The 23,249-nt window shown below is 58.1% G+C and carries 20 protein-coding genes; 12 read left to right on the top strand and 8 right to left on the bottom strand.

Annotated elements, in window-relative coordinates; genetic code table 11:
- Nucleotides 1–3: 3 nt before the first annotated feature.
- From bioD to J3U88_RS07015, 3 genes are all read left to right on the top strand, one after another.
- Entirely contained in the window at nucleotides 4–627 is a 624-nt protein-coding gene (bioD, locus tag J3U88_RS07005; protein WP_207857833.1) for a dethiobiotin synthase, read from the top strand.
- Nucleotides 628–875: 248 nt separating this feature from the next.
- The gene (locus tag J3U88_RS07010) at nucleotides 876–3,113 is read left to right on the top strand and encodes a cytochrome c biogenesis protein CcdA (RefSeq protein WP_207857835.1); all 2,238 of its coding nucleotides are present in this window, start codon (nucleotides 876–878) and stop codon (nucleotides 3,111–3,113) included.
- 25 nt (nucleotides 3,114–3,138) lie between these two features.
- Nucleotides 3,139–3,597 (top strand): lasso peptide biosynthesis B2 protein, encoded by a 459-nt coding sequence (locus J3U88_RS07015; RefSeq protein WP_207857837.1) that lies wholly within the window; start codon nucleotides 3,139–3,141, stop codon nucleotides 3,595–3,597.
- On the opposite strand, the gene J3U88_RS07020 is transcribed toward J3U88_RS07015, so the two are convergent.
- The 4 genes from J3U88_RS07020 to J3U88_RS07035 all read right to left on the bottom strand — a co-directional run bounded on the left by J3U88_RS07020 (nucleotide 3,594) and on the right by J3U88_RS07035 (nucleotide 7,073).
- Complete coding sequence (locus J3U88_RS07020) at nucleotides 3,594–4,268, bottom strand: hypothetical protein (RefSeq protein WP_207857839.1); 675 nt, start codon at nucleotides 4,266–4,268, stop codon at nucleotides 3,594–3,596. The genes J3U88_RS07015 and J3U88_RS07020 overlap by 4 nt on opposite strands.
- Before the next feature lie 277 nt (nucleotides 4,269–4,545).
- Entirely contained in the window at nucleotides 4,546–4,719 is a 174-nt protein-coding gene (locus J3U88_RS07025) for a hypothetical protein (RefSeq protein WP_207857841.1), read from the bottom strand.
- Between the two features lie 272 nt (nucleotides 4,720–4,991).
- Nucleotides 4,992–6,788, bottom strand: coding sequence for an asparagine synthase-related protein (locus tag J3U88_RS07030; RefSeq protein ID WP_207857843.1), 1,797 nt, complete (start codon nucleotides 6,786–6,788; stop codon nucleotides 4,992–4,994).
- 21 nt (nucleotides 6,789–6,809) lie between these two features.
- A complete protein-coding gene (locus J3U88_RS07035; RefSeq protein ID WP_207857845.1) occupies nucleotides 6,810–7,073 on the bottom strand; it encodes a PqqD family protein in 264 nt (87 codons plus the stop codon).
- A gap of 620 nt (nucleotides 7,074–7,693) precedes the next feature.
- Between J3U88_RS07035 and J3U88_RS07040 the strand changes: the two genes are divergently transcribed.
- From J3U88_RS07040 to J3U88_RS07075, 8 genes are all read left to right on the top strand, one after another.
- Nucleotides 7,694–10,825: an IPTL-CTERM sorting domain-containing protein gene (locus J3U88_RS07040; RefSeq protein ID WP_207857847.1), complete on the top strand. Its 3,132-nt coding sequence runs from the start codon at nucleotides 7,694–7,696 to the stop codon at nucleotides 10,823–10,825.
- A gap of 292 nt (nucleotides 10,826–11,117) precedes the next feature.
- Nucleotides 11,118–12,302 (top strand): retropepsin-like aspartic protease, encoded by a 1,185-nt coding sequence (locus J3U88_RS07045; protein WP_207857849.1) that lies wholly within the window; start codon nucleotides 11,118–11,120, stop codon nucleotides 12,300–12,302.
- A gap of 215 nt (nucleotides 12,303–12,517) precedes the next feature.
- Nucleotides 12,518–14,695 carry a hypothetical protein gene (locus J3U88_RS07050; RefSeq protein WP_207857850.1) on the top strand — a complete coding sequence of 726 codons (2,178 nt, stop codon included), beginning with the start codon at nucleotides 12,518–12,520 and terminating at the stop codon, nucleotides 14,693–14,695.
- Between the two features lie 12 nt (nucleotides 14,696–14,707).
- The gene (locus tag J3U88_RS07055) at nucleotides 14,708–15,082 is read left to right on the top strand and encodes a hypothetical protein (RefSeq protein ID WP_207857851.1); all 375 of its coding nucleotides are present in this window, start codon (nucleotides 14,708–14,710) and stop codon (nucleotides 15,080–15,082) included.
- A gap of 16 nt (nucleotides 15,083–15,098) precedes the next feature.
- On the top strand, nucleotides 15,099–15,791 hold the full coding sequence (locus J3U88_RS07060) for a nucleotide exchange factor GrpE (protein ID WP_207857852.1): 693 nt from the start codon (nucleotides 15,099–15,101) through the stop codon (nucleotides 15,789–15,791).
- A complete protein-coding gene (locus J3U88_RS07065) occupies nucleotides 15,772–17,571 on the top strand; it encodes an Hsp70 family protein (RefSeq protein WP_207857853.1) in 1,800 nt (599 codons plus the stop codon). The genes J3U88_RS07060 and J3U88_RS07065 overlap by 20 nt, the downstream gene beginning before the upstream one ends.
- Nucleotides 17,572–17,585: 14 nt before the next feature.
- Nucleotides 17,586–17,960, top strand: coding sequence for a hypothetical protein (locus J3U88_RS07070; RefSeq protein ID WP_207857854.1), 375 nt, complete (start codon nucleotides 17,586–17,588; stop codon nucleotides 17,958–17,960).
- A 142-nt stretch (nucleotides 17,961–18,102) separates the two neighbouring features.
- The gene (locus J3U88_RS07075; protein WP_207857855.1) at nucleotides 18,103–18,315 is read left to right on the top strand and encodes a hypothetical protein; all 213 of its coding nucleotides are present in this window, start codon (nucleotides 18,103–18,105) and stop codon (nucleotides 18,313–18,315) included.
- A gap of 42 nt (nucleotides 18,316–18,357) precedes the next feature.
- Here J3U88_RS07075 and J3U88_RS07080 read toward each other — a convergent pair whose 3' ends face one another.
- Nucleotides 18,358–19,491 (bottom strand): XdhC family protein, encoded by a 1,134-nt coding sequence (locus J3U88_RS07080; protein WP_207857856.1) that lies wholly within the window; start codon nucleotides 19,489–19,491, stop codon nucleotides 18,358–18,360.
- 185 nt (nucleotides 19,492–19,676) lie between these two features.
- Here J3U88_RS07080 and J3U88_RS07085 point away from each other — a divergent pair, with 185 nt between their 5' ends.
- Nucleotides 19,677–20,390 carry a TetR/AcrR family transcriptional regulator gene (locus J3U88_RS07085; protein WP_207857857.1) on the top strand — a complete coding sequence of 238 codons (714 nt, stop codon included), beginning with the start codon at nucleotides 19,677–19,679 and terminating at the stop codon, nucleotides 20,388–20,390.
- Here J3U88_RS07085 and J3U88_RS07090 read toward each other — a convergent pair.
- Genes J3U88_RS07090 through pgi form a run of 3 tightly spaced genes read right to left on the bottom strand, consistent with a single transcriptional unit; the run spans nucleotide 20,373 to nucleotide 23,203 of the window.
- Nucleotides 20,373–20,744, bottom strand: a complete 372-nt coding sequence (locus tag J3U88_RS07090) for an MAPEG family protein (protein ID WP_207857858.1) — start codon at nucleotides 20,742–20,744, stop codon at nucleotides 20,373–20,375. The two genes, J3U88_RS07085 and J3U88_RS07090, sit on opposite strands and share 18 nt — an antisense overlap.
- 18 nt (nucleotides 20,745–20,762) lie before the next feature.
- Complete coding sequence (locus J3U88_RS07095) at nucleotides 20,763–21,533, bottom strand: class I SAM-dependent methyltransferase (protein WP_207857859.1); 771 nt, start codon at nucleotides 21,531–21,533, stop codon at nucleotides 20,763–20,765.
- A 50-nt stretch (nucleotides 21,534–21,583) separates the two neighbouring features.
- Nucleotides 21,584–23,203, bottom strand: a complete 1,620-nt coding sequence (gene pgi, locus J3U88_RS07100) for a glucose-6-phosphate isomerase (RefSeq protein WP_207857861.1) — start codon at nucleotides 23,201–23,203, stop codon at nucleotides 21,584–21,586.
- Nucleotides 23,204–23,249: the final 46 nt, after the last annotated feature.

The following is a 23,249-nucleotide window of genomic DNA, read 5'->3' on the forward strand; positions in this document are numbered from 1 at the left end:
AAAATGAAAGTTTTTGTTACGGGAACAGATACAGATGTTGGTAAAACGCTGGTTTCTTGTGTGTTAACTGCTTTTCTTGAGGCGACCTATTGGAAGCCGGTCCAGGCCGGGATCGACCCTACGACTGACCGTCAATCGCTGGCCGACTGGTGCCCCCCGGAACGTCTGTTACCGGAACGGTTCTGTCTCAAGGCACCGATGTCGCCCAATCAAGCCGCGCGTCGCGAGGATCGCGTCTTGCGGTTGAGCGATTTTCAGCTTCCCGATGTGAAAGGACCGCTGATTGTGGAAGGTGCCGGTGGTTTGATGGTGCCGTTGAATCAGGAACACATGATTGTTGATTTGATCGGTCACCTAGGCCTTCCCGCTCTGCTGGTTGCCCGCTCCGGGTTGGGAACCTTGAACCATACCTTGCTGAGCCTGGCAGAATTGCGCCGACGTGACATTCCTTGCGTCGGCTTGGTGTTGGTTGGGCCGGAACACCCCGACAATGTCGCCGACCTGCGCCATTTTGGCCAGGTTCCCGTCTTGGGGAGAATCCCCCTGCGCGTGCCCTTTTGGGGGCCCGCCGATTTACCCGAACTCAAATCGTTGCTCGATCTCTCGCCTGTGACTGACTTGGGGTAGACCGTCTCGCGTTTCCCTTTTGTCGCAATCTTACCGGCCAGAGTTGTTTCGCCACCCGCCACACCCCTATGGTGAGTTATCACGGTCAAAATACGGTGGCGGCGCTCGTGACGGCGCCTACCAAATGGAGACCGGGTTAGCAAAGACCCGTGAAAGCGGGAATGGGTTTTGCTCTGGTTGCGTATAATAGGGAAGCGTGCTTGGCGAGAAGCTTTTTTCTCCGTGCCGCCGAGGGAGGATTTCAACACATGAAACACTTGGTTTTATTGGTATTGTTGGCGGCGATGCCGTTGTTTGGCGGCACCCATGTCGCCGCAAAGATTGTCGCGGATCATACCGTGGTGGCCAAGGGCGAACCTTTTTCGCTCGCCATCCATTTAAAAATGCGCGACCACTGGCACACCTATTGGGAAAGCCCGGGTTTTGCCGGCTTACCGACCGAGTGGATTTTGGAACCGGTTGAAGGACTCCAGGTTGAGGATTTGCAGTTTCCCGTGCCCAAACGTTTTGTGGACGATGCCGGTTACGTGACCTATGGCTATGACGACGAAGCCCTTTTAATCGCCCAAGCTCGGTATACCGGATCGGAAACCGAAATCAGTATTAAAGGTCTGGTGAAGTGGCTGGAGTGTAAAGAGAGTTGCATCCCGGGCGAGGCCAAGGCCGAATTGAACTTGGGAGTGGGTCAAGCCAAACCAACTGAAACCAAGTTGTTTGAACAGTTTCGTGCGCGCCTGCCGCGGCCTGCCCCCAAAGATTTTCAATACGCGGTTTCTTGGCAATTTGCCGAGGAAAAATGGAACGCAAGGGTAACCTTTGGCGAGGCGGAAAGCGCCTCAATTAAAACTAAGCCCGAGGCGATAACTTTTTTTCCGACCTTTACCGAGGAAGCCCAACATGACGGCATCAAAGCACGTCATGAGGGCGGCCGATTGGTGGTTGATCTCGAATTCGGTGCCTTTGCGGCCGAGCCGGAGGCGCCCACGCTTGGCGGTGTTTTTGATTTTGGTGCCGATCATCCGCCCCTGCGTTTACAGCTCTATCCTGAACCAAGCGCCGAACTGGGCGTTGCCCCGGCGTCCAGCGCCAAGGTCGGTCCACCCGCCGAAACGCCCGCGCTTGATTATTCATTTTGGACGATTCTGCTTTTTGCCTTTTTGGGTGGTGCCATCCTTAATCTCATGCCGTGCGTTTTGCCGGTTCTTTCCCTAAAAGTTTTTGCCGTGGTCAAAGAAGCCGGGGAGAACCATTGGCATCGCATTAAGTTAGGCTGGGTGTACACCGCCGGAATTATGGTTTGTTTCTTGGTGTTTAGCTTGTTTTTTATCGTGGCCAAAAGTGCAGGCAACGAAATCGGTGTCGGCTTCCAGTTCCAAAATCCCGTGTTTGTCATCGGCATGACCGCCTTAATTTTTGTGTTGGGTTTGAGCTTTCTCGGCGTTTACGAAATCAGTGCACCCGACGCCAACGCGCTGTACGGGCTTTCGAATCGCCAAGGTGCCGGCGGGGCATTTTTTCAGGGGGCGCTGATGACCCTGCTCTCGACGCCTTGTACCGCGCCGCTTTTGGGAACCGCTTATGCTTGGGCGCTCACCCAGAACGCGCTGGTCATCTTGCTCGTGTTTCAGGTAATTGCCTTTGGCCTCGCGTTTCCTTATTTGTTGCTGTGTTACATCCCCGGGCTGGTCAAGCTGCTGCCCAAACCGGGTCCCTGGATGCATCATTTCAAAGTGGTGTTGGGTTTCTTGATGATGGCGACCGTGGTGTGGTTGTTCAGTGTGCTTGTTGATTTGACCGGCCGCGACGGGGTGATCGGTACCATGACGATGTTGGTCGGTCTCAGTTTTTCCGCCTGGGTCTTTGGTCAATCCTGGTTCACCGAAAGCCGCCGCGGTGGTTTGCTGGTGGCCGTGCTTTCCGCCGCGGCTTCGATTTTTGTAGGTATGTTTATGTTGTTCGACATCAGCAATCCAAAAGCCGCGCGGGAGCGTTTTATCGAGGACCTTCGGTTGGACTTACAGGGGCAACTGCAAGCAAGCCAGACGAATACAGGTGAACTGGGTGATCAGTATTTCAAGACCATTGAGCGCCGTTTCTCCACCCCCGACACGATTGCCTGGATTCCCTACTCTGAAAAAGGTTTGGCGCATTTGCGCCAAACCAACAGCATTGTTTTTGTCGATTTCACCGCTGCTTGGTGTTTGACCTGTAAGGCCAATGAGAAGTTGGTCATTGATCGTTCCGCCGTGCGGCAGGTGTTGGCTGATGAGGGGATTTACAGCGTTAAAGTGGACTACACCAACAAGGACGACCACATCACCCAAATGCTGCAACAGTTCAACCGTGCCGGGGTTCCGCTTTATGTGGTTTATCCTGGACAAGGTGATCCCATTGTTTTGCCCGAGACGCTGACCCAAAAAATGTTGCTCGACGCTTTTTCCGATGCGCGGGTTCAATTGACCCAGCAAACCAACAACGCCTTCTAAGCACAGCATGTTCGGGAGACCGATGATGGGCAAGCTTCAGGTCCTGCGGCAAAGTAGCCCGACGCAACTTATGTGTTACGTCGAGGTTGTGCTTTTGCTCGGGGTGGCCAGGTTTGCCCTGCTTTTTATATCGTTCCAGCGGTTGCTGCGCTTGTTCGGCCTTCGGGCGGAGAAACGTCAATGGCAACCCGAAACCGTGAGTGGTCCGCGCGCCGCGGAGATTCGGGTCGTGGCACGGGCGATCCGGCGGTGTGCGCGGCACGTACCTTGGCAGGCGAAATGTTTGGTGCAGGCCTTAACCGGTCGGGCCATGTTGGCACGGCGCGGTTTAACCCCTTGTATTTGGTTCGGTGTTCTGAAAGAGCCTGATCAAGCCATGGAAGCCCATGCTTGGCTGGTATGTGACCAGCAATTTGTGACGGGTGGTGAAGAATCGGGGCGTTTTGTGCCGATGACCTGTTTTGTGCCGCGCGATGCGCGTTAGCCGCCGGGTGGTGTTGCGGATTGGGTGGATGAATGGGTGAGCAGTTGTGCGATGTGTTCCAGGGTCGCTAGGCCGTTGCCGTAACGCAATCGGTTGACCTGGGTTCGTTCGACCAGCTTCGCCAAAGTCATGAGACGTGTGCTCTGAAGGCCTAATGCTTTTATTTCCAAATGGATACTAGATAGGTGGGCCAGGTGGACCAGGGCCTGTGCAGGCGGTAGACGACTGATTTGGGGTTCTGGTTGGTGTTCGTCTCGTTCGAGGATGTAGAGGTGGGTTAGGGGCACGGCATTTGTGACAAAGCGATCACGACCGGCGACGATTCGGGGGATGCGCCGTTTGTCAATTTCGGGATGAACGCGGGGGAAGTCGTCAAAAGACGCGCCATAAAATTCGCGTCCGAAGGCGGGCCACATGCGCGAACACGGAATGCCGGGCTGAACGATAAAGGTCCCGTTCTGGTCTTCCAGGGGAATAAGGTCGTCGGTCACCAAAGGGATGTCGCGAGTATTGAGGTAACCGGTGAGGGTCGACTTGCCGGCGCCGCTGTGCCCGAGGAACCCACGTGCGGTGCCGTGAATGTGAAGGGTGGCGCCGTGGAGAACGGGCATGTGAAACAGTTCCAGCCACAGGGTGAACACCCGCCCCAGCAGATAGGGGACAGGACTCACGTCGCCGTTATGGAAAACGCCGATTCCTTGTGGTGCAATCGAAAAAAAACCAACCCGGGCGACCCGCAGGACGTAGCCGTTGGTTGTGCGGGAGAGTTTGAGTTGTGGGGTTCCGTCGGACAAAGAAAAAGAGCTAGCCCATAAGGGATCGCTCTTTCGGGGTTCGTCATGAAGACGGGTGATGGCACAGATGATCGACGACGCGATGTTTGATTCAGGAATCCCTAAACAGAAGGGACTGGTGATCTGGAAGCCGTGAAAAAAATAATGGAACGTTCTAGGAGGCGATAACAAAGTCGCCGGTGGCCTTGCTGTCGGAGCCCGCGTTGAAACCGGAAAGGGTCAATTCGGCGACGTCGCCGCGGCACACCATAACGGGTTTCTCGTAGGGCTTTTTGACCATAGAGATGTTCGCGTCATGTTGGTTGGCGTTTGGTTGTTTGACGTTCATCATTTTCTCCCATCATGAAGCAAATGTAGGTTTGCTTGAATCTAAGGTTTTATTTCTTTTGGGGCAAGTCTTAATCGCCGCCCATTAGCGAGGTTCGACCACAAGGGTCTCTTTGAAGGGTGGTGTCGTCCTAAGCGATACCCAACTCTTCGGAAATCTTTCAAGCAAACTTTAACCAAAGAAACAAACTTTTGAACCGACTTGCCTGCTTCGGAAAAAATCGACTGAAATGATTTTTATCAAGTGTGTTGCATATTTTAACACCCTCGCGGTCAATTGGAAGTGAAATCTTGACTTAGCCAGACCAAATACCAAGCGGCGGATAAAAAATCGGCTGTAGGGTAAGGTGGCGTGCCGGCACAAAAAGTTTCGACCTCGTGACAGAATTTTTTTTGGTCAAACCAGGGCGCGTCGAGAGCGTTGCATGCCTCGGTCAGGAAAGCCTGTTCCGCTTTGATGCCCGCGTGATAATAGGCGGTCAGGGTGGGTTTTTCAAGGCGTTCACACACGCCGAGACCGGTAAAGGACCGCAGTAAATCGCGTTGTAAACCTTTGGGTTCGGGATGTTTGTGCCAGGCTTCACGGGAAAGGCATAGGATCAGGTCGGCAAGGCGTTCGTCGAACAAGGGGTGCGCGATGTGGATTCCGGTTTCCAAGGCCGCCCGGTTGTACCAGTGAATCGCGCGGCGCACGCCGGCCGCGTCGCGGGTCATCCGCGTGTGTAGGTAATGGGTCAACGGATTGAGACCGGTCGGTAGGCCGATTAGGTCAAACAGCGACCAAGGGTCGGCTGTTTGCAGGGCCGTTTGTCGCAGCCACGCCGGGTGGCGTTTCCACAGTCCGCGTCGCCGTGCCTTGGCGCGCTGGAGACCGTCCGGCGGGAGGTGTGCCAGCCATACCTGCCAGGCGCGTTTGGCTTTGGTGAACAGGTTTCGGCTCGCGGCCGCGTTTGCGCGCCATGGGAAACGGAGTAAGGTGCTTTGGGGCGGGTTGGTAAACAGGGTGTCGCCGCCATGTCCCGTGAGCAGGGTTTGGCCGCCTAGCTTGTTGATTTTTTGAAATACGGCATATTCCAAGGGGTCGTTGCTCTGGAAAGGGTTTTCCGGTGGTTGGATGCCGTCTTGGCGGTAAAAGGCGGGGAACTGTTCTGCATTATATAAGTGTAGGGGCGCGCCGAGTTCTTCCGCGCTTTTTTGGCTAAACGCCTGTTCGGCGCAGTCGTGTAGGGTTTCAAAGGCAAAGGCGTGGCAGCTTGGCGGTCGGCCGTGGTGATGGGTGAACGCGGCCGCGACGGAGCTGGAATCGAGCCCGCCGCTCAGCATGGCGTGGGTTCGTGTTGCATCATCGGTTGCTTCAGCGACGCAGGTTTGAAGGGTGGACCAGAGTCGGTCGAGGGTGACCGGTCCCGTGTGATCGCGGTGAATGCCGCGGCGTTTGCCGTCTGGTTCGCCGGCCCCGTTAAACGTCAGCCATTCTCCCGGCCGCAAGCCGTGGATGTCTTGCCACATGCTGAAGCGGGTGTCGTATTCGTTGAGGCACCACATGAGCGCGGCTCGGGGTTCGGGGGGCCGGTCTTTCGCAAGGTGGCGAAGGGTGCGAGCGTGGGTGGCAATGGCCCAACTGTTTTCACCGAGTGCATGGTAGTAGAGCGTTTTGGCGCCCAAGGGGTCGAGCGCGAGGGTGAGCCGGCGGTGGTGCCGATCCCAGATGATCAGGCTGTAACTTCCCCGTAACTCGGCGGCAAGTTTGGCGCCCAACCGGGTGAAACCGGCCGCGACCAAAGCTGCACCGCTGAGGTTTTGTTCGCCGAGCTTGCGCCGCAGTCGGGGTTGATCCGGCGCGTCCATGTCGGCAAGGACGGTGACCGATCCGACTGAGCCAATGCAAGTCTCTGGAGAAAGGCGTGAGGCCTGATATTGGTGTCCGGCGAGAATCCAGTGATCACCGTTGGTTTCGGTGTGATGGGTCACGCGGGCCTCGGCCGGTGTTCGCAAACCGCGTTGTAAGTGGTGAAGGCGTTCTTGTTGGAAGGGTCCGTTGCCGCCGAGCAACGCACAGAGTTCACGCAAGGTGTTGGATTACCGTGGGGGTTAGATCGTTTGCAACAGGCCGTTGGCTTCGAGCTGGTGCAGCAACGTTTTGAGGTCGGAATCGAGTTCTTCCGGTAGGACCTCGAACTCTTGCTCCAGGGTTGCCGCAACCACCTTGGGATCACCGCATTCATTGAGCAATTCGATGATGCGGCGGGCCATGGGGTTGAGCTCGTAATAGGTACCTGAATTGAGATCGAGTAGGACGGCTTCCTCGCCGACGCGTTGAAGGACAACGTCGGCATGGGTGCGAACTTGTTTCATGGGAATGCCTCGATGAGCGTTTGGGATGATGGTTCGGTGATGCGGTTGGCGGCGGTGGGGCCCAATGTAGCACGTTCCGTGCCGCGGCCAAAGAGCGGTAACGCGAGGGTACTGGGTAATGTGGGTTGTAGTGGGTGTCGGGATCAGTGATGAAGGCCGCATTTGTGGATTCCGGGGATGTGGGCGTGAAAAACGTCTCGCCCAGGGAGACAGGATTGGGTAAAGGCGAAGGTGTGAAAAGGGGTTGGCTTAGCGCTGAATTTTCGGTGAAGTTTCTTTGGTTAAGGGTTTTGATTTATTGGTTTTGTTTGTTCGGTGTCGTGTCCCGGTAAAGGGTTGGCAAAAAATATGCTTTCCTGGAACGGTCCTTGCACGGGGTGTGAATGGTTTCTCCAGTAACAAAAGTAAAGGTCGGTGCTCTCATAGATGCATTGGCAAAAAAATGGGTTCATTTGGTTCGCATTTGGCCTGGAAAGAATTGGCAACACGATCTTTAAGGACGATTGGGGATCCTTCCCGGCAAAAGGTTGGATTAACGTAATCAACTGTGGTACCTTAGCCGACAATAAAGTGCCTCACCCCACAATTGAACAACCTAATGATTTCTACGGAGACGAGAAATGAGAACGCTTTTCTATGGATCCATTCTCCTGTTATGGTCAATGGCAGGTTTTGCCCAGGTTCCACCTGAGTTTCAAATTGACGGCCCCGGCGGCGAGCCGCTGGCTGATATTCCCACGCGTGGTTCGACCGTTTTGTTCGACACCACCGACGATTCACCCGCAACCTCGGGTGGTATTTTGTCCCAGCGCGTTACCGATACGGAAATTTCCCCCGGTGTTGACTGGACCCTAACCGCGGCAGACGATTTCGTCATTCCCGGTACCGCCAAAGCATGGCGCATTGAGTCCATCCTGGTCCAGGGCAACTACTCCAACGGTGGTGGCGGTCCCGAGGGGCCCGCGGCGTCCGTGAACATTTACATTTTGGGTGACAGTGGCGGCTTGCCCGACACCACCGATCTTTCCGGTAGTGCCATTTACGCTTTGGAAAACGTCACCCCGACCGACGTCCAGTCGGCTGACTTTCAAATCAACTTACCCGGTGGCGGCGTAATTTTGACGCCCGGCACCTACTGGCTGGCGGTTCGCACCAACCAATCTTTCTCTGCAGCCGGCCAATGGAACTGGCGGTATTCCAACTCCGCCGACGATTTGCACGAGAGTGCGTACACCGCGAACGCGTTGATTTCCGGTTGTATCGACGCTTGGGGCGCGCGGATTGCGACTTGCGCCCAGGGTGCCGAGCCTTTGGACGACCTTTCGTTCCGCATTGACGGCGATCTTTTGGTTGCCGGCACAACCGTAACCGGCAACAACCTGTCGGTTTCGGAAGGTGGCGGAACCGCTTCCTTCGAGATCGTTCTCGACGCGCCGCCAACCGCCGCGGTTGACATTGCATTGGCTTCCGACGACGTAACCGAAGGAACCGTGGCGCCTGCAACGCTTTCTTTCTCTTCCGCCAACTGGGACGTGCCCCAATCCGCCACCGTTACGGGTGTCGACGACGGCGTGGCCGACGGCAACGTTGCGTTCAACATCACCACCACCGCAACGTCCGGGGATGGTGATTTCGATGGGATTGCTGTTGACGATGTGGCGGTGACCAACCTTGACGACGAGTCAGCCAACATCCAGGTAACCCCTACAACCGGCTTAATGACGACTGAGGCCGGTGGTACCGCGAACTTCACCATCAGCGCGACCACCACACCCGGCGGTGGCGAAACGATTACGATTCCTCTGAGCAGTTCCAACACCAACGAAGCCACGGTTCCCGCCTCTGTAGACCTGAACCCCGGTAACAGTTACTCGGCAATGGTCACCGTCACCGGTGCCGACGATATGGTTGACGACGGCGATCAGCCCTTCACCATTACGACCGGTGATCCCACCAGTACCAACGGAACCTACGATGCCTTGGGCGCCGGTGATGTTGCCGATGTGACCGGTACCAACACCGATGACGACACCGCCGGTTTCACCGTAACGCCTAACGGCGCGGAGCCTCTGGCTACCAGTGAAACCGGAACCACCAACTTCTTTGACGTGGTGCTCGACAGCATGCCGACCGCGGATGTGGTCATCGGCATTGAAACCTCCGACGTTTCCGAGGGTACCGCCGATGTTTCCAGTTTGACCTTTACCACCGCTAACTGGAACGTGTCGCAACGGGTGACGGTAACCGGTGCAAACGACTTTATCGTTGACGGGACCATCGACTACTCCATCATTACCCGTCCGGCGGCATCCACCGATGCGAACTACAACGGTTTGGATCCTGCCGACGTAACCTTCGCCAACGCGGACGAAGGCGATTCGGCCGGCGTGACCGTTACGCCCAATGCCACGCCCATCGTCACCGATGAAAACGGCACGGCAACCGACTTCTTTACCGTTGTGCTCGATGCGCAACCTTCCGCCGACGTGATGATCAACGTGTCTTCGCAAGATCCTCAAGAGGGTGTCGCGGATCAGACCGTCTTGACCTTCACCAACGCAAACTGGAATCAACCACAAACGGTGAACGTGACCGGTGTTGACGACATGATTGCCGACGGAAACGTGAACTTCTCCATCATCCTGAGCGACACGACCAGTACCGATCCCACCTGGCAAGGTGTTCCGGTTGACGATGTGCTCTGCTTGAACAACGACAACGATACCGCCGGCGTGACCGTGACCCCGGTTGCCGTCACTACCTCGGAGACGGGTACAACCGATACCTTCACGGTTCAATTGGATACCTTCCCCATGGAAGATGTGACCATCGCGCTCGCTTCCAGCAATACCGCGGAAGCCACCGTTTCACCCGCGTCATTAACCTTTACTTCCGCCAACGGTACCACCTCGCAAATGGTCACCGTAACGGGTGTCGATGACGCGGTTGCCGACGGTAACCAAAACTTCACCATCACCACGACCGCAACTTCCGTGGACACCGCCTACAACGGCATCGCGGTAGCGGATGTTTCCGGTGTGAACGTTGACGATGATACGCCTTCCATTACCGTGAACCCCACCACCCTGACCGTGAATGAAGCCGGTCCCGCCGGTACCTTCACCATTTCCTTGGGTGCGGCGCCCACGGCCGACGTCAACATCCCCATCACCTCCAGCGATCCTTCCGAGGTAACCGTATCTCCCGCGACCGTGACCATTACCACCGCCAATACACCGGCGACCGTAACGGTTACCCCCGTTGACGACGGTGACAACGAAGGCGACTTGAGCTACACCATCACGGTGGGTGATCCCACCTCAACCGACGCAAACTACGATGCGTTCGGCGACGGTGACACCGATGACGTAACCGTGACCATCACCGATGACGACACCACCGCTTGCGGTACCGTGACCTTGAACATCACCATCGGTGGTTCCATTGTGGCCAACGGTACCCCCGGCTGTGTATTCTCGCTTTACAATGCCAACGGTTCTACCAACCCCGCCGATTGGACCCTCATTGAAGGTCCCATCACCATCCCCGCTTCCGGTACCATCACCTTGAGTGCAACCGGCGCGCCCGACACTTCTTATGTTGCCGCCGACGGTGGCAACGTGATCCTGAACCCCGGTGGTGCTCCGGTCTTGACCGTACCTACCTTGGGTGAATGGGCACTGATTGGTTTTGTCCTGTTGCTGATGGGTGCCGCCATGGCGATCTCCCGCAAGCAACGCGGTAACGCCTAACACAATCGTTCTTGATCGTTTCTAGAAATCTGGGTCGAAGGCTCCCGCCTTCGGCCCATTTTTTGTTTGCCCGGCGTAGCGGGCAAACCCGGCCGACTGAAACAAATTGGAAATGGATTGATTACCCCCGGTTCACCCCACGCGCCGGCCGCCGGCGCCGAGGCGAAAATGAGGGCTTCTGCAACCAAGCGCACGTCCCTGCCGTGGCAAGCTCGCCCGTTCTTTGAAATAATGAACCCTTTGGCGGCTGTTACCTCCGTCGAACGCGATATTAAACGCTAAAGGTGCTGTGATGCAGTGGTTGCTTCTTTGCTTCTTGACCCTGTTGGGAGCCGGCGAGGTGCTGGTCCTCAAGAACGGAAAAAAAATGTTGGCCGAACGGGTGGAGCGAAACGGTGGCACGGTTTCCATTACCCACAAAGGTCAAACCTTCGCACTGCCGGAGAACATGGTGAACTGGGAAGCCTCCGCCAAGGCAACCGAGGAATGGCGTGAACGGGTGGAAACAGATCAGAACGCGCGCCGCAAAGCGGCCGAGGCCAAACGTCAGGCCGAGGAAGAGCGCTACAAACTGAAAGACCCTACCGGTCTCACCAACAAAAACTACCAATCGAGCAGACCCGCGGCGACAAGCGGCAAAATCACCTTGGAATACCGTTTGGAAGGGAACAACATCATCGTGGGGCTGCACCTCAACAAGCGCGGGCCTTTTGATATTGTGTTGGATACCGGTGCTTCCAAGACCGTGATTGATCCCGCCCTGTTGGAGCAGGTTGGTGGCAGCAATACCGGCCAATCGATTCCCATGACCGGGGTGGCGGGCAAAATCGTCCACGCCAAAATGTACAAAATGAATGAACTCTCCTTGGCCGGTGCGCGCGTTTCCAGCATGTCGGTTCTGGGCAACCGCATCCACGCGCTGACCTCCGGTGGGATCTACGGTTTGTTGGGCCAGGATTTTCTCAACCACTTTATCGTTAACATCAACACCGCTACCAAAGTGATTACCCTGGAACCCCACAACCTGCACAACAATCAAGGCACCGAAGCCTTCGATCCACGACAGTTCGGCGAACAACTGGAGACCTTTTTTCGTGAACTGGACCAAGTGGGTCGTGACACCTTGCGCTACACCGACGATTTGGTACGTCGGGATCAAGCGGAGCGGCGGGTGATGTCCCAATTGCGTGGCAAAACCACGCGGCTCAAACAGGAATCCAGTTCCTTGTTCAGCAAGATCGGGCGATTGGATGAGGAAGCCTTAAGTGAGGAGGGCCGCCAATCGGTCCAGCGTTTGCGTACCTGTCAGCCCGGCCTGAGCCGGATCTTCCGCGTGCTTGATTCGCTCAATTCCTCCCTCGCACAAAGCCGCAAGTTAGAAGGGGATCGCGGCGCGGTGACGGAATACAAGGGCGAGCTTTTGAACAAGGCACGCACCGTCCGCGAAAGTTTTAATCAATACCGCGATTGCCTCTAGCCCACTTTACGCCCCAAGCACTGGCCGCGGTCTCGCCCCACTTGCAGACCGTTTCCCAGGTTTGAAGTGAAGGTTCATCGGCCCGCATCCGATAGATAGAGGACCAGCGCGATTCACGGAAGCCAAGTGGATGTCATGCGGCTTTGTGGTAATATATCAACGCAGAAAAAAAGAGAAGCATCCGAAAAGACGGTGGATGAGATGTGAGTGGACCCGTGGCGAAATCTTTGCAGCCTGATCGCAAGACCAAAAAGATCCTAGTCGATCTGGAGAACCTATCTCCCGGTTTGTTACAGGTCAAAGTGCGCTGGTTTTTTGAAGCGGGTCGTCTCGAAACGGCGTGGCATGCCGCCGCCTTGTTGGTGCGATCTAGGGCGGATGAGGCGGGGTTGGCACTTTGGCGCGCCATCCACGCGGCTTGGTTTGATCAAGCGCTATCTCGTGGCGATTCAGCGCGGTGCCAGGAATTGTTGGGCCAAGTAGCGCCGGGTATGGACGCGCGCTTTCACCACACCGGCGCGGTGCAACTCGCCCTAAAAACCACACCAACGCGGCTCCCCCCGGCATGGCTGGCCGGTCTTGATGGATCCGCCGGCCTACCCGCCGGTGTCGCCCGTCGCCTGGAGGCGCGCTTCGCGGCGAATTTTTTGTGGTTTCATCCCGAGCAAAAGGTCCCCCAAGAGGCCGCCGTTTTTGCCGTGCGGCTTGAGGCGGCCCGGCGGGCGCTTGCCGCCTTTTGTGGTGGCGATGCGCCGGCGGCACGGACCGCGTTAAAAGCATTGCCTTTTGATTCGGGTTTTCGTGACTTGGCCTTGGTGCTTAAGGCGGGTTTGGCCGCGGATCAAAACAACCGGCTCCCCGAGGTAGCGCGTCGTTTGGCGACGGATTCACCATTTTTACCCTTGTGGCGTGTCGTGGTGGCGGCCCGGCAACCCGTTACCTCTCTGTTGGTTTGGGAAGGGCGACCGGCCTATGAACGCCGCCTCATCGCCGGGCTAAACGGCCTGGATGAACGGGATTACGGCTTGTTGGTTTGTTTGCGAGACGAAACCCTGGCCCCCGAGGCCCGGCTCAAGGCATTGATTCCTTTTCACCGCGAACTAACCCAACGCGATCCCGACGCCGCCGCGCGGGTGGCGCATTTTGCGGTCCAGTGGTTGCCCCTGATCGCGCCGGACCCCGCGTGCGACGCATACTGGCCCCGCCACGAGCGGGAGTGCCTGTTGGTTTCGGCCAAACGCGCGGAGGAAACCCGCGACCGTTTCGGCGCCGCCGCCTTGTGGTTCGAACTGGCGGATCATCCTGAAAATGCATCGAGCTTGGACCGCCGCGTGGCCGTCAAACACGGCTTGACCCTGCTGCTCGAAATGGAACGGGGTGGTTTTGACTGTCTCAGTTTTGGTTTTGATGTCTGGCCGCGCTTGGAGCATTGTGTGGCCGAGGCGCCGGATGAACAAGATACGTGGCATCTTCTCTTGGATTGGCTGGCCGCCGATGTGCATCCCGGCCCGCGGGTATGTCGTTGGCTGACGCGGGTTTGCGAGGAACAGGTCGATTCGGCGCCCATCATGCGCAAGGCCTGGGGGTTGGCACGGCACGTGGCGGATACCGACCTGCTCTGTCGCATCGCTTTGGCCTTGGCGAGCTTGGAACCGGCGGCGCGCGATGTGCGCACCCACCTCATCGGTCGGCTCCAACAGGTTTTGGTGGCGACCGAGGACCCCGCCGAGCGGATCAAGCTGTTGGCGGCCTTTGACCAGTGCGCGCGCGCCCATCTCGATCGCGCCTTGTTTTACCTTTACGACCATCATTTCAACCCGACCACGGAACCGGCGCCTTTGGATTGGCGTGAAAAACTGACACCCCTGCGTGGCCGTGCAACCCACATGATGCGCTGGCTCCATCAGGCCGCCCGGCTTGGAAAGGCCCCGGACTGGCCCGAACTCGATTTCGACGCCTTAGGTGAGTGCATCGCGTGGCGACCCGATGCGGCCGAGCTGCAACAGTTCCTTGATGACTGGTCGGCCTGGGAGGATCCCGAACTCCACGAACCGCTAATGACCCTCGCGGCCAAGGCATGGGCGCCCGCTATGGCCGCCACCGAGGAGGATGGTCGTCTGGCTGCATCCTGGGTACAGTTGGTGGAAACCGCGCTCGAACTTGATTGGCTTTCCCTTGCCGATCAACTGCTTAAGCACCGCGGCGATGTGAACCATGCGTGTGTGTGTTTGTTGCAGGGCCGTCTTTTACTCGCCCAGGGGAAGCGGGTCCCGCCGGCGTTGCTGCAACGCTTGGACGACAGCTTGTTTGAGGCGGTCGCCCACGATGAAACCGAACTGGCGGGCCGTATCGAACATTTTTTTGCCTTGCTCGAAGAACACGGCGACGGCTAGGAGCATCCCATCATGGAACCCGCAACAGAAACGTCTCACGATCTGGGAAAAAGACTATTGTGTCTGGTCGATCCATTTGAAATACTGGGTGTTACCCCCGCGGATGACAATGAGACGGTGCGCCGCGCCTTTCTCGCTTTGGTGCGCCGATTCCCGCCGGAACGGGCGCCGCGCGTTTACCAACACGTCCGCGCCGCCTACGACGCGTTACGCTGCCCCGCGGGCCGTCGCGCCTTGCGCCTGACGGATCGTCGCGCACCGGCGACCGCCCCCTTGGTTGCCGACCTGCAGGCCCGCTTGCGGTTGCAAACCGCCGCGGTCGCGCCGGACGATGTGCGGCAACTGTTTTGCCAAAACGGGGAAAACCACGAAGAGCCAACGTCCTGAAAGCACGGGAGGGAACATGCCGAAAGCGCCGGCCGATATCGAACCCCTGGTAGAACGGTTCCGCCACTACCTGAGCCAGGATTGCCCTGAGCCGAATCCCGAGGCCGACATGGGCGCAAGCGCGCTGGTCTTGCACCGGGAAATGACCCAGCTCAAGAGCGAGGTTCGCCGCGAAACGCGGATCCTACAAGACGGTTTGCAACAGTTCGAGGGTGCCTGTGCCGCGATTGAAGTGAGTCGTGGCGTGATGGAACAACTTGGCGCGACCCAACAGGCGGATCTGGATGCACGGGTTGAAACCCAGGTGCGCGAACTGATACGGCCGATCCTGCTGGACATGATCATGGTTTGCGACAAGTTACACGCGGAACACCAAGCCATGAAGGATTTTAAGCCTGGCTGGTCGGGTCGGGTCTTTGCCAAAGAAGCCAAGTTGTTGGCGACCGTGACGGAAGGGCGCGAGGCGCTGACACATCGGCTCCAAAATCAATTGGCACAATACGGGCTGGAACCCATCCCGACGCTGGGATTGCCTTTTGACGGTCGATTCATGAAAGTTGGCGAAGTGGTGCATCAGGCGGATCAAGAAGACGGCCTGGTCACGGGGGAGTTATTGCCCGGTTACACCTGGCGCGACGAGGTGTTGCGGTATGCCGAGGTGCAAGTGAACCGCGGCGAAGGAGGCAACGATGGCGCCCCATCGTCCTGACCTCCCGCCGGGTCCCATTGTCGGCATTGACCTGGGTACCACCAACTCTGAAATAGCCGTGTACCGCGAGGGTCGCGTCGATTTACTCGGTGATCCCATCATTTTGCCCTCGGTGGTGGGCTGCGACGAATCGGGTCGTTTCATGGTCGGCGAGGCCGCCAAAAACCAGTTCGCCCTGTTCCCGGAACGGACCGTTCGTTCGGTGAAACGGCAAATGGGCGGCACGCAAAAGATCCATCTGGGTGATTCCGCCTTCCGGCCGGAGGAAATCTCCGCGCTGATTCTCAAAGAACTGAAACGCCGCGCGGAAGCGGCCTTGGGGGTTCCAGTCCGCCGTGCCGTGATCACCGTACCCGCTTATTTCAGCGACGCCCAGCGTCAGGCCACTTTTGCCGCCGCCGAACTGGCCGACCTGGAAGTGATGCGTATGATTCACGAACCCACCGCGGCGGCCCTTGCCTACGAAGTGGGCAAGGAGGGCCGGCGCCATTTGTTGGTTTACGATTTGGGCGGCGGCACCTTCGACGTCTCGGTGGTGACCATCGAACAGGACGTTTTGGAAGTGATGGCAAGCACCGGTGACCGGCGCTTGGGCGGGGACGACTTCGACCAGTGTTTGGTGCGCCACTTTTTCGAGGAACTCAAAAAAAGTTACAGCTTGGATGCGGATGCCTTGCAGGGTCGCCTTGCCGCGGCGTTGCTCAAAACGGCGGAGGCGACCAAGGTCCATCTCAGCGATTTCCCGTTTGCGGTGGTGGAGGAAGCATATATTGGCGAAGATGCAGCGGGTACGGCGATGCACCTGCGCTGCGAGGTTACCCGCGAAGAATTCGAACAGATGATTACGCCCCTGGTCGACCGCACCATGGAAGCCGTGCAGAAAGCCTTGCTTGAGGCTGAACTCACCGTGTTGGACATTGAAGAGGTGGTGTTGGTTGGGGGAAGCACCCGCACGCCCTTTATCCAAAAGTCGCTGGAGCGTTTGTTCGGTCTGGTACCGCGTGGCGGGATTCACCCGGAACTGTGCGTGGCCACCGGGGCCGCGGTGCAGGCCGCGGTAATCGACGGCGTCGAGGTCGATTCGGTGCTGCTGGACGTCACGCCCTATACCTTCGGCACCAACGCCATTGACGCCGCGTCCGGCGGGGAGAAACCCTACAACCCCCATTTCTTTGCGCCCATAATTCGCAAGAACACACCGATCCCGGTCACCAAGTCCGAGGTGTTCTGCACCGTTAACGAGAACCAAAAAGAAGTCGAAATCAAAATTTACCAGGGTGAAAGCGATGATGTGCGCGACAACCTGCTGATTGGTGATTTCACCGTCACCGGTTTATCGCCCGCGCCTGCCGGGAACTTGGTTACCGTGCAGTTGTCGCTGACTGCCGACGGCATTTTGGAAGTCACCGCCCAAGAGAAGGTCAGCGGTCTGCAGAAATCGCTGGTGATTCGACGTTCGATTCAGGCGGGTGACGGTCAAAGCATCTCGGCGGCGAAGGAGCGCATCGAGCGGTTGTTCGCCGAGGGTGAAAAAGGGTCGGCGACCGTTGATGCGGCCGAGGACGGTTCGGAGGAATCTTTGAGCGAGGATACCGCGACCGAAGTCATGGACCTGATCGCACGGGCCGAGTCCTTGTTGCCCAAATTAACGGGCAATGATGCGCGTGATGTCGCTACCTGCTTGGCCGCGGTGAAGGATGCGGCCAACGAAGGCGACGAGGCCAAGTTAGACGAACAAAGCAGTCGTTTGGACGATCTGCTGTTTTACCTGGAAATGTAGGGGCGGTGGCTGAGATGACGAAATCCTTGAGCGATTGTCCGGCCTGTCACGGCCAAATTGATGAACAGCATCAATGTGGCCGCTGTGGTGCCGATCTTTCCTATCTACACACCCTGACTCACGAAATGGAACGCCTGGAGGCGGCGGCGACCCATGCGGTGGCCGCCAAGCGTTTTGAGGTGGCGCGAACCTTCCTTGCCGAGGCCGCCCAATACGAGCGAACCCCCTACAATGTCGCGCTGGCCGCTTGGATTCCGGTACTTGAAGCGGAGACCGCGCACGAGGCGGCTGAAGCCGAGGCGGAGCAAGTACAGGCCGAGAAGCCGTCGCGCTTGGATTCGGTCAAACAATTTTTTTCCCGTTTCACTCGTGGGAAAGACGGATCCTGAGGACGCGAAGGGGATGTTGGTGGATCTGATTGGGCCTGGTACTCGTTGTTTAAGGATGAATGGATGGTTGCGGTACATTGTTTGTTCCAATAGAAGTTAGCTTGGTATTCGTTATTTCTCAGGATACTAGGATGATTTGAGGATGGGCGATTGGGTGTGCCCGCTTGGCGATGCGAATTCCGCCTTGGATGAATGGCGACTGTGCGATTGGGTGCGCCTGCTTGGTGTTGCGAATTCCGCCTTGGATGAATGGATTTACCAGACCAACGAAGTAGCGGCATCATCCGCGGCGCATCCAGATCCAAAAAGGCGGGCAGGCGAAATCGCCTATCCTCAAACCATCGGGAAATCCTAAGAAACAACGAATCCCAAGCGATGCACCATCGGGACACCCCCATCAATGACTTCCTCGCTCGTGGATGGGACCTTTCTTTTCACGCAGCGGTGCGCCCGTGCGGCGGTGGGTTTCTTTCATGACCTCGGCCACCACCGAAAGGGCCACCTCGGCCGGGTTCTCGCCGCCCAAATCGAGGCCCGTCGGCGCATAGACGCGGGCACATTGTTCCGCGTCGAACCGGGTTCCTTGTTCGGCGAGATGGGCCACCAGTCGTTCGAAGCGGCTTCTCGGTCCGAGCACGCCCACGTAGGGGATCGCTTCCTTCAAAACCGCCGCCAGCCAGGCCGCGTCGCGCTCGAAGTGGTGGCCTTTGATGACCGCCGCCGCGAAATCGCGGCGATGCGCCGGTCGGGCCGCGAAGTCCTTGGCCCGTTCCGCCGTCAGCCAGGTCGCCGCGGGGTAGCGGTTCGGGTCGCGTTGGTCCGGTCGATGGTCGATCACTTCCACTTGCCAACCGAGCCCCGCGAAGCCGGTGATCAGCGGGGCCACGTCACTGCCCGCGCCGACCAACAGGACCGCCGGTGGTGGCGCGGCGGGCCGAAACAACCAACGCGCACTTGGTTCTTCCAGCAGCGCGGGGCGTCGTCCGCGTCGGTCCGACCCATCACGGTCCAGTCGCGCCATGGCCATGTCGATCACTGCCGCGCTGGGAAGGCTGCTTGTGGGGAACGCCGGGGTGACGCCCTTTCCGTCGAGCCAACACAAGCCGGCCGCCTCGGCGCCGTCGGCGACGATTTCCTGCAAAAAGGCGCCTGAAGCGCGGCGTTGTTGTACCGCCTCGATCCAAGACAACAAGGCGGTTTGGGCCGGGTCGAACAACGGTGTTATTTGAATCTCGATGCGACCCCCGCAACCCGTACCCATGCCCCAAATCAGTTCATCGTCGTTGGTGGCGTCGTAGGTTACCCGGTGCACGCGCTGATCCTGAAAACACAATTCGGCATGGCGGCGTACGTCGTTTTCGAGGCAACCCGCGCTAATGGTGCCGTAAACCGGGGCGTTGGCGCGAATCGCGATTTGGGTGCCGAGCCCGCGGTAGGCGGGGCCGTCGATACTGACAATGGTGGCGACCGCCGTTGGTTGCGGGTCTTGTTGGTTATCCTGAAGTGCTTGAAAAAGCGCGGAATCGTCCATGGGTTCTCCCGGAAAGCTGTTGGTGGGGTGCCTTATGGTGCCCTTCATCGTTCCGCGGCTTGTTGTCTATGGGTTCTTGCGCTAAAGTTTTGCTGGAACGGTTCGCCGCCGTGTTGGTGAGTTAAAGGTGCGTTCTTCAAGTACGTTACACCACTTAGGCAATTCCCGGTAGGGGGGAAGGGTTCATGACTTCGTCCGATGCAAAACGCAAAAAAGCGGAGATTACGCGGCAGCGCATTCTCGACGCCGCCCTGCCGCTGATGTTGGACGGCGGTTACGAGAAAATGACCATGCGGGCCATCGCCAAAAAAGCCGGCCTTTCGCCCGGTGCCGCTTATTACTACTTCGAAACCAAAGAACACATTATCAACGCCTTCTACGAGCGTTCCTTGGTTCAACACGAGGCTGCCTGCCGCACAATCTTGGAAGAAGAAAAGAACTTCGCCAAACGCCTCAAGTTATGTGTCCAGGCCCAGATCGAAATCAGCCGACCCTACCACGAAATTTCCGCCGCGTTGTTTAAGGTCGCCGCCGATCCCAACCACCCGCTGTCGCCGTTTAGCGAGCCCTCGCGACCGTTGCGCGAACGCAGCATGCGTATTTTTGCCGAAATTTACCGGGGCAGCCGCTCGCGCGTGCCCAAACCGCTCGACGCCTTTTTGCCCGGCCTGCTGTGGCTGTACCACATGGGGATCATTTTGTTTTGGGTGTACGACAAAACGCCCGGCCAAAAGAAAACCGACCGCTTCATTGAACGCACCGTGCCGCTGCTGATCAACTTGATTCGCCTCGCCAAGGTGCCCGGTTTCTCGCGGGCACTCAAGGCGACGCTGCAATTGCTCGACGATTTTTCCTTCCTCAAACTGCCCGAGGCCGAGAAGTTATCCGATAAAAAATAACGCGATCATGCTGATAAAGGGCACCGCCCACGCCAGCGAACGCAAGGTCGGTTTGTCGGTCAGGTAACAGATCCCGTAGACGATGCGAAACACCACAAAGGTGACCGCCAGAATGTCGATGGTTTGTTGTTTGGCGCCGACCAGGTGGGCGATGATCACGCCCGCCGCGAAGGGAGGAAAGGCCTCGTGTCCGTTTTGGTGGGCCCAGTGGGCGCGTTTGCGCCAACCTTCAAGTTTGTCCTGACATTCGCGCACGCGGCGGTTACTGAAACCGGGCGCTCCGATTTTCGCGATCGCCGTAAAAATGTACGGCAAGATGGCGGCTGCAAACACGCACCAATAAGCAATGGTCACAAGGCTCTCCTTTTCGCGTTAACCCGGCTTCACCGCGCAGGTGGCGATGTAGTTGTTCATATAGCGGCTCAAGGGTTCTTCCGGCGCGGCGTCCTCGAAAAACCCCTTGATGAGCAAACCCGCCGCCAGTTGCCCGCCGATCAGGCTGTCGAGCGAGTGGCCGAAGGTCATCGCCTCGTTTTTGTCAGTTAGCGCGGCCAGCTCGGCCTCGCTCAGGTCGGTGGTGTCCGCGTAGGGAATTTTGTGGCGTACCTCGAGTTCGCCCTTCAGTGACTTGGCGTAGTCGAACACGAACAACGCCGGGTTGGTGAAACCCATCATCAACAAACCGCCGGGCCGCAGCACCCGCGCCGCCTCGCGCTGAATCGGCGCCACGTCGGGCACAAACACCACCGAACAGGGGTTAAACACCAAATCGAAGGAGGCGTCGGGGAAACAGCTTAGGTCGGCCATGTCACCCTGAACCGTTTGAATCGTCAGCCCCTCACGCGCGGCGACCTCGGCGTCGCGCGCCAGTTGCGCGGGTGAATTGTCGAAAATGGTGACCCGTGCCCCGGCCGCGGCAAAAAGCGGGCCTTGTTGTCCGCCACCACAGGCCAGTCCCAGTAAATCGCAATCGCTCAGATCGGGAAACCAGTCGCGGGGGACGGGTTTGGTTGGGGTTAACACCACCTGCCAATCACCCGCGCGGGCCGCGGCCACCGCCGCTGCATCGACCGGGCGCGTCCATTCGTTGCCGCTTTCCACGTAACCGTTCCAAGCATTGCGGTTGTGTTCCAGAATGTCCATGCTTCCTCTTTCGTCAAAGTGCGGCGCGGGCAAGGCCGCGCCGATTCGGTTTAATCGCGGTGTTGGAGGTACCAGGCGATTTGGGCGTTGGTGGACGCATCGTGGTTTTCAGGCGCCGCCTTTTTCTCGGCCAGCTCCGGCAAGATGCGTTTCGCCAGTTGTTTCCCCAGTTCGACGCCCCACTGGTCGAAGCTGTAGATATCCCAAATCACGCCTTGTACAAAGATTTTGTGCTCGTAGAGTGCGATCAGGTTGCCCAGTACCTCGGGCGTCAATTGCTCGGCCATGATCGAGGTGCAGGGGCGGGCGCCGTCGAAGGTTTTAAAGGGGACCAGTTCTTCCGGGGTGCCTTCTTCGCGAACCTCGTTTTCGGTTTTCCCGAAGGCCAGCGCCTCTTGTTGGGCGAAGAAGTTGGCCATGAGTTTGTCGTGGTGATCGCCGACCGGGTTCAGTGACTTGGCGAAGCCGATGAAATCGCAGGGGATCAGCGAGGTGCCCTGGTGGATCAGTTGGTAAAACGCGTGCTGGCCGTTGGTGCCGGGTTCGCCCCAAATGATCGGGCCGGTCGCGTGCAGCGCCGCCTCGCCGTCGCGGGTTACGCTTTTGCCGTTGCTCTCCATGTCACCCTGTTGGAAGTAGGCCGGGAAACGGTGCATGTATTGGTCGTACGGCAAAATCGCGTGGCTGGAGCCCTCGAGGAAATTGATGTACCACACGCCCAACAAGCCCAAAATGACCGGCATGTTCTCCGCCAAGGGTGCGTTTTTGAAGTGCTGGTCCATCGTGCGGTAACCTTTGAGCAAGGCGTCAAAATGGTCCTTGCCCAGTGCGATCACCAGGGATAAGCCGATGGCGGAGGTCAGCGAATAGCGGCCGCCGACCCAATCCCAAAATTCGAACATGTTGGCCGTGTCGATGCCGAAATCACGGACGCCCGCCGCGTTGGTGGAGACCGCCACGAAATGGCGGGCGACCGCCGCCGCGTCGCCCAACTGACCAATCAGCCAGGTGCGCGCCGAGTGGGCGTTTGTCATCGTTTCTTGGGTCGTAAAGGTTTTGGAGGCGATGATAAACAGCGTTTCTTCCGCGTTCAGATCGCGGGTCGCCTCGGCGAGGTGGGTCCCGTCCACGTTGGAAACAAACCGAACCGTCAGGTTGCGGTCACTGTAGTGTTTCAGCGCCTCGTAGACCATCACCGGCCCCAGGTCGGACCCGCCGATGCCGATGTTGACCACGTTTTTAATGCGTTTGCCGGTGAAGCCGAGCCATTCGCCGTTGCGGACCTGTTCGCCAAAGGCCGCCATGCGGTCGCGCACCGCGTAGACCTGGTCCACCACGTTGACGCCGTCGACCCTGTAGACCTCGTCGCGCGCCGCGCGCAGGGCTACATGTAGGACCGCGCGGTTTTCGGTGCGGTTGATTTTTTCACCCGCGTACATCGCGGCGATTTCCCTGGGCAGCTCGCGGGCCTCGGCCAACTTCAACAACAGCGAGATGGTTTCCGCCGTGATCAGGTTTTTGGAGTAATCCATCCACAGGGGGCCCGCCGTCAGTGACATGTTTTTGGCGCGTTCGGGCATCAAATTAAATAGTTCGCGGGGGTGAATCCCGGCCGTGGTGGCCGCGTGATTTTCGAGGGCGGACCAAGCCGGCAAATTTTCCAGTGTCATAGCAGACGACTCCTTGCTCCAACGTAACGCGTGATGAAAGTGGTTG

The sequence above is a fragment of the Acanthopleuribacter pedis genome (assembly GCF_017377855.1).
Lineage (GTDB): Bacteria > Acidobacteriota > Holophagae > Acanthopleuribacterales > Acanthopleuribacteraceae > Acanthopleuribacter > Acanthopleuribacter pedis.

Coding starts and splice junctions, on each gene's coding strand:
- J3U88_RS07080 (WP_207857856.1), bottom strand. CDS start 19,491: ATGGACGATTCCGCGCTTTTTCAAGCACTTCAGGATAACCAACAAGAC.
- J3U88_RS07025 (WP_207857841.1), bottom strand. CDS start 4,719: ATGAACGTCAAACAACCAAACGCCAACCAACATGACGCGAACATCTCT.
- J3U88_RS07065 (WP_207857853.1), top strand. CDS start 15,772: ATGGCGCCCCATCGTCCTGACCTCCCGCCGGGTCCCATTGTCGGCATT.
- bioD (WP_207857833.1), top strand. CDS start 4: ATGAAAGTTTTTGTTACGGGAACAGATACAGATGTTGGTAAAACGCTG.
- J3U88_RS07040 (WP_207857847.1), top strand. CDS start 7,694: ATGAGAACGCTTTTCTATGGATCCATTCTCCTGTTATGGTCAATGGCA.
- J3U88_RS07060 (WP_207857852.1), top strand. CDS start 15,099: ATGCCGAAAGCGCCGGCCGATATCGAACCCCTGGTAGAACGGTTCCGC.
- J3U88_RS07010 (WP_207857835.1), top strand. CDS start 876: ATGAAACACTTGGTTTTATTGGTATTGTTGGCGGCGATGCCGTTGTTT.
- J3U88_RS07075 (WP_207857855.1), top strand. CDS start 18,103: ATGGGCGATTGGGTGTGCCCGCTTGGCGATGCGAATTCCGCCTTGGAT.
- J3U88_RS07055 (WP_207857851.1), top strand. CDS start 14,708: ATGGAACCCGCAACAGAAACGTCTCACGATCTGGGAAAAAGACTATTG.
- J3U88_RS07095 (WP_207857859.1), bottom strand. CDS start 21,533: ATGGACATTCTGGAACACAACCGCAATGCTTGGAACGGTTACGTGGAA.
- J3U88_RS07085 (WP_207857857.1), top strand. CDS start 19,677: ATGACTTCGTCCGATGCAAAACGCAAAAAAGCGGAGATTACGCGGCAG.
- J3U88_RS07070 (WP_207857854.1), top strand. CDS start 17,586: ATGACGAAATCCTTGAGCGATTGTCCGGCCTGTCACGGCCAAATTGAT.
- J3U88_RS07015 (WP_207857837.1), top strand. CDS start 3,139: ATGGGCAAGCTTCAGGTCCTGCGGCAAAGTAGCCCGACGCAACTTATG.
- J3U88_RS07035 (WP_207857845.1), bottom strand. CDS start 7,073: ATGAAACAAGTTCGCACCCATGCCGACGTTGTCCTTCAACGCGTCGGC.
- J3U88_RS07045 (WP_207857849.1), top strand. CDS start 11,118: ATGCAGTGGTTGCTTCTTTGCTTCTTGACCCTGTTGGGAGCCGGCGAG.
- pgi (WP_207857861.1), bottom strand. CDS start 23,203: ATGACACTGGAAAATTTGCCGGCTTGGTCCGCCCTCGAAAATCACGCG.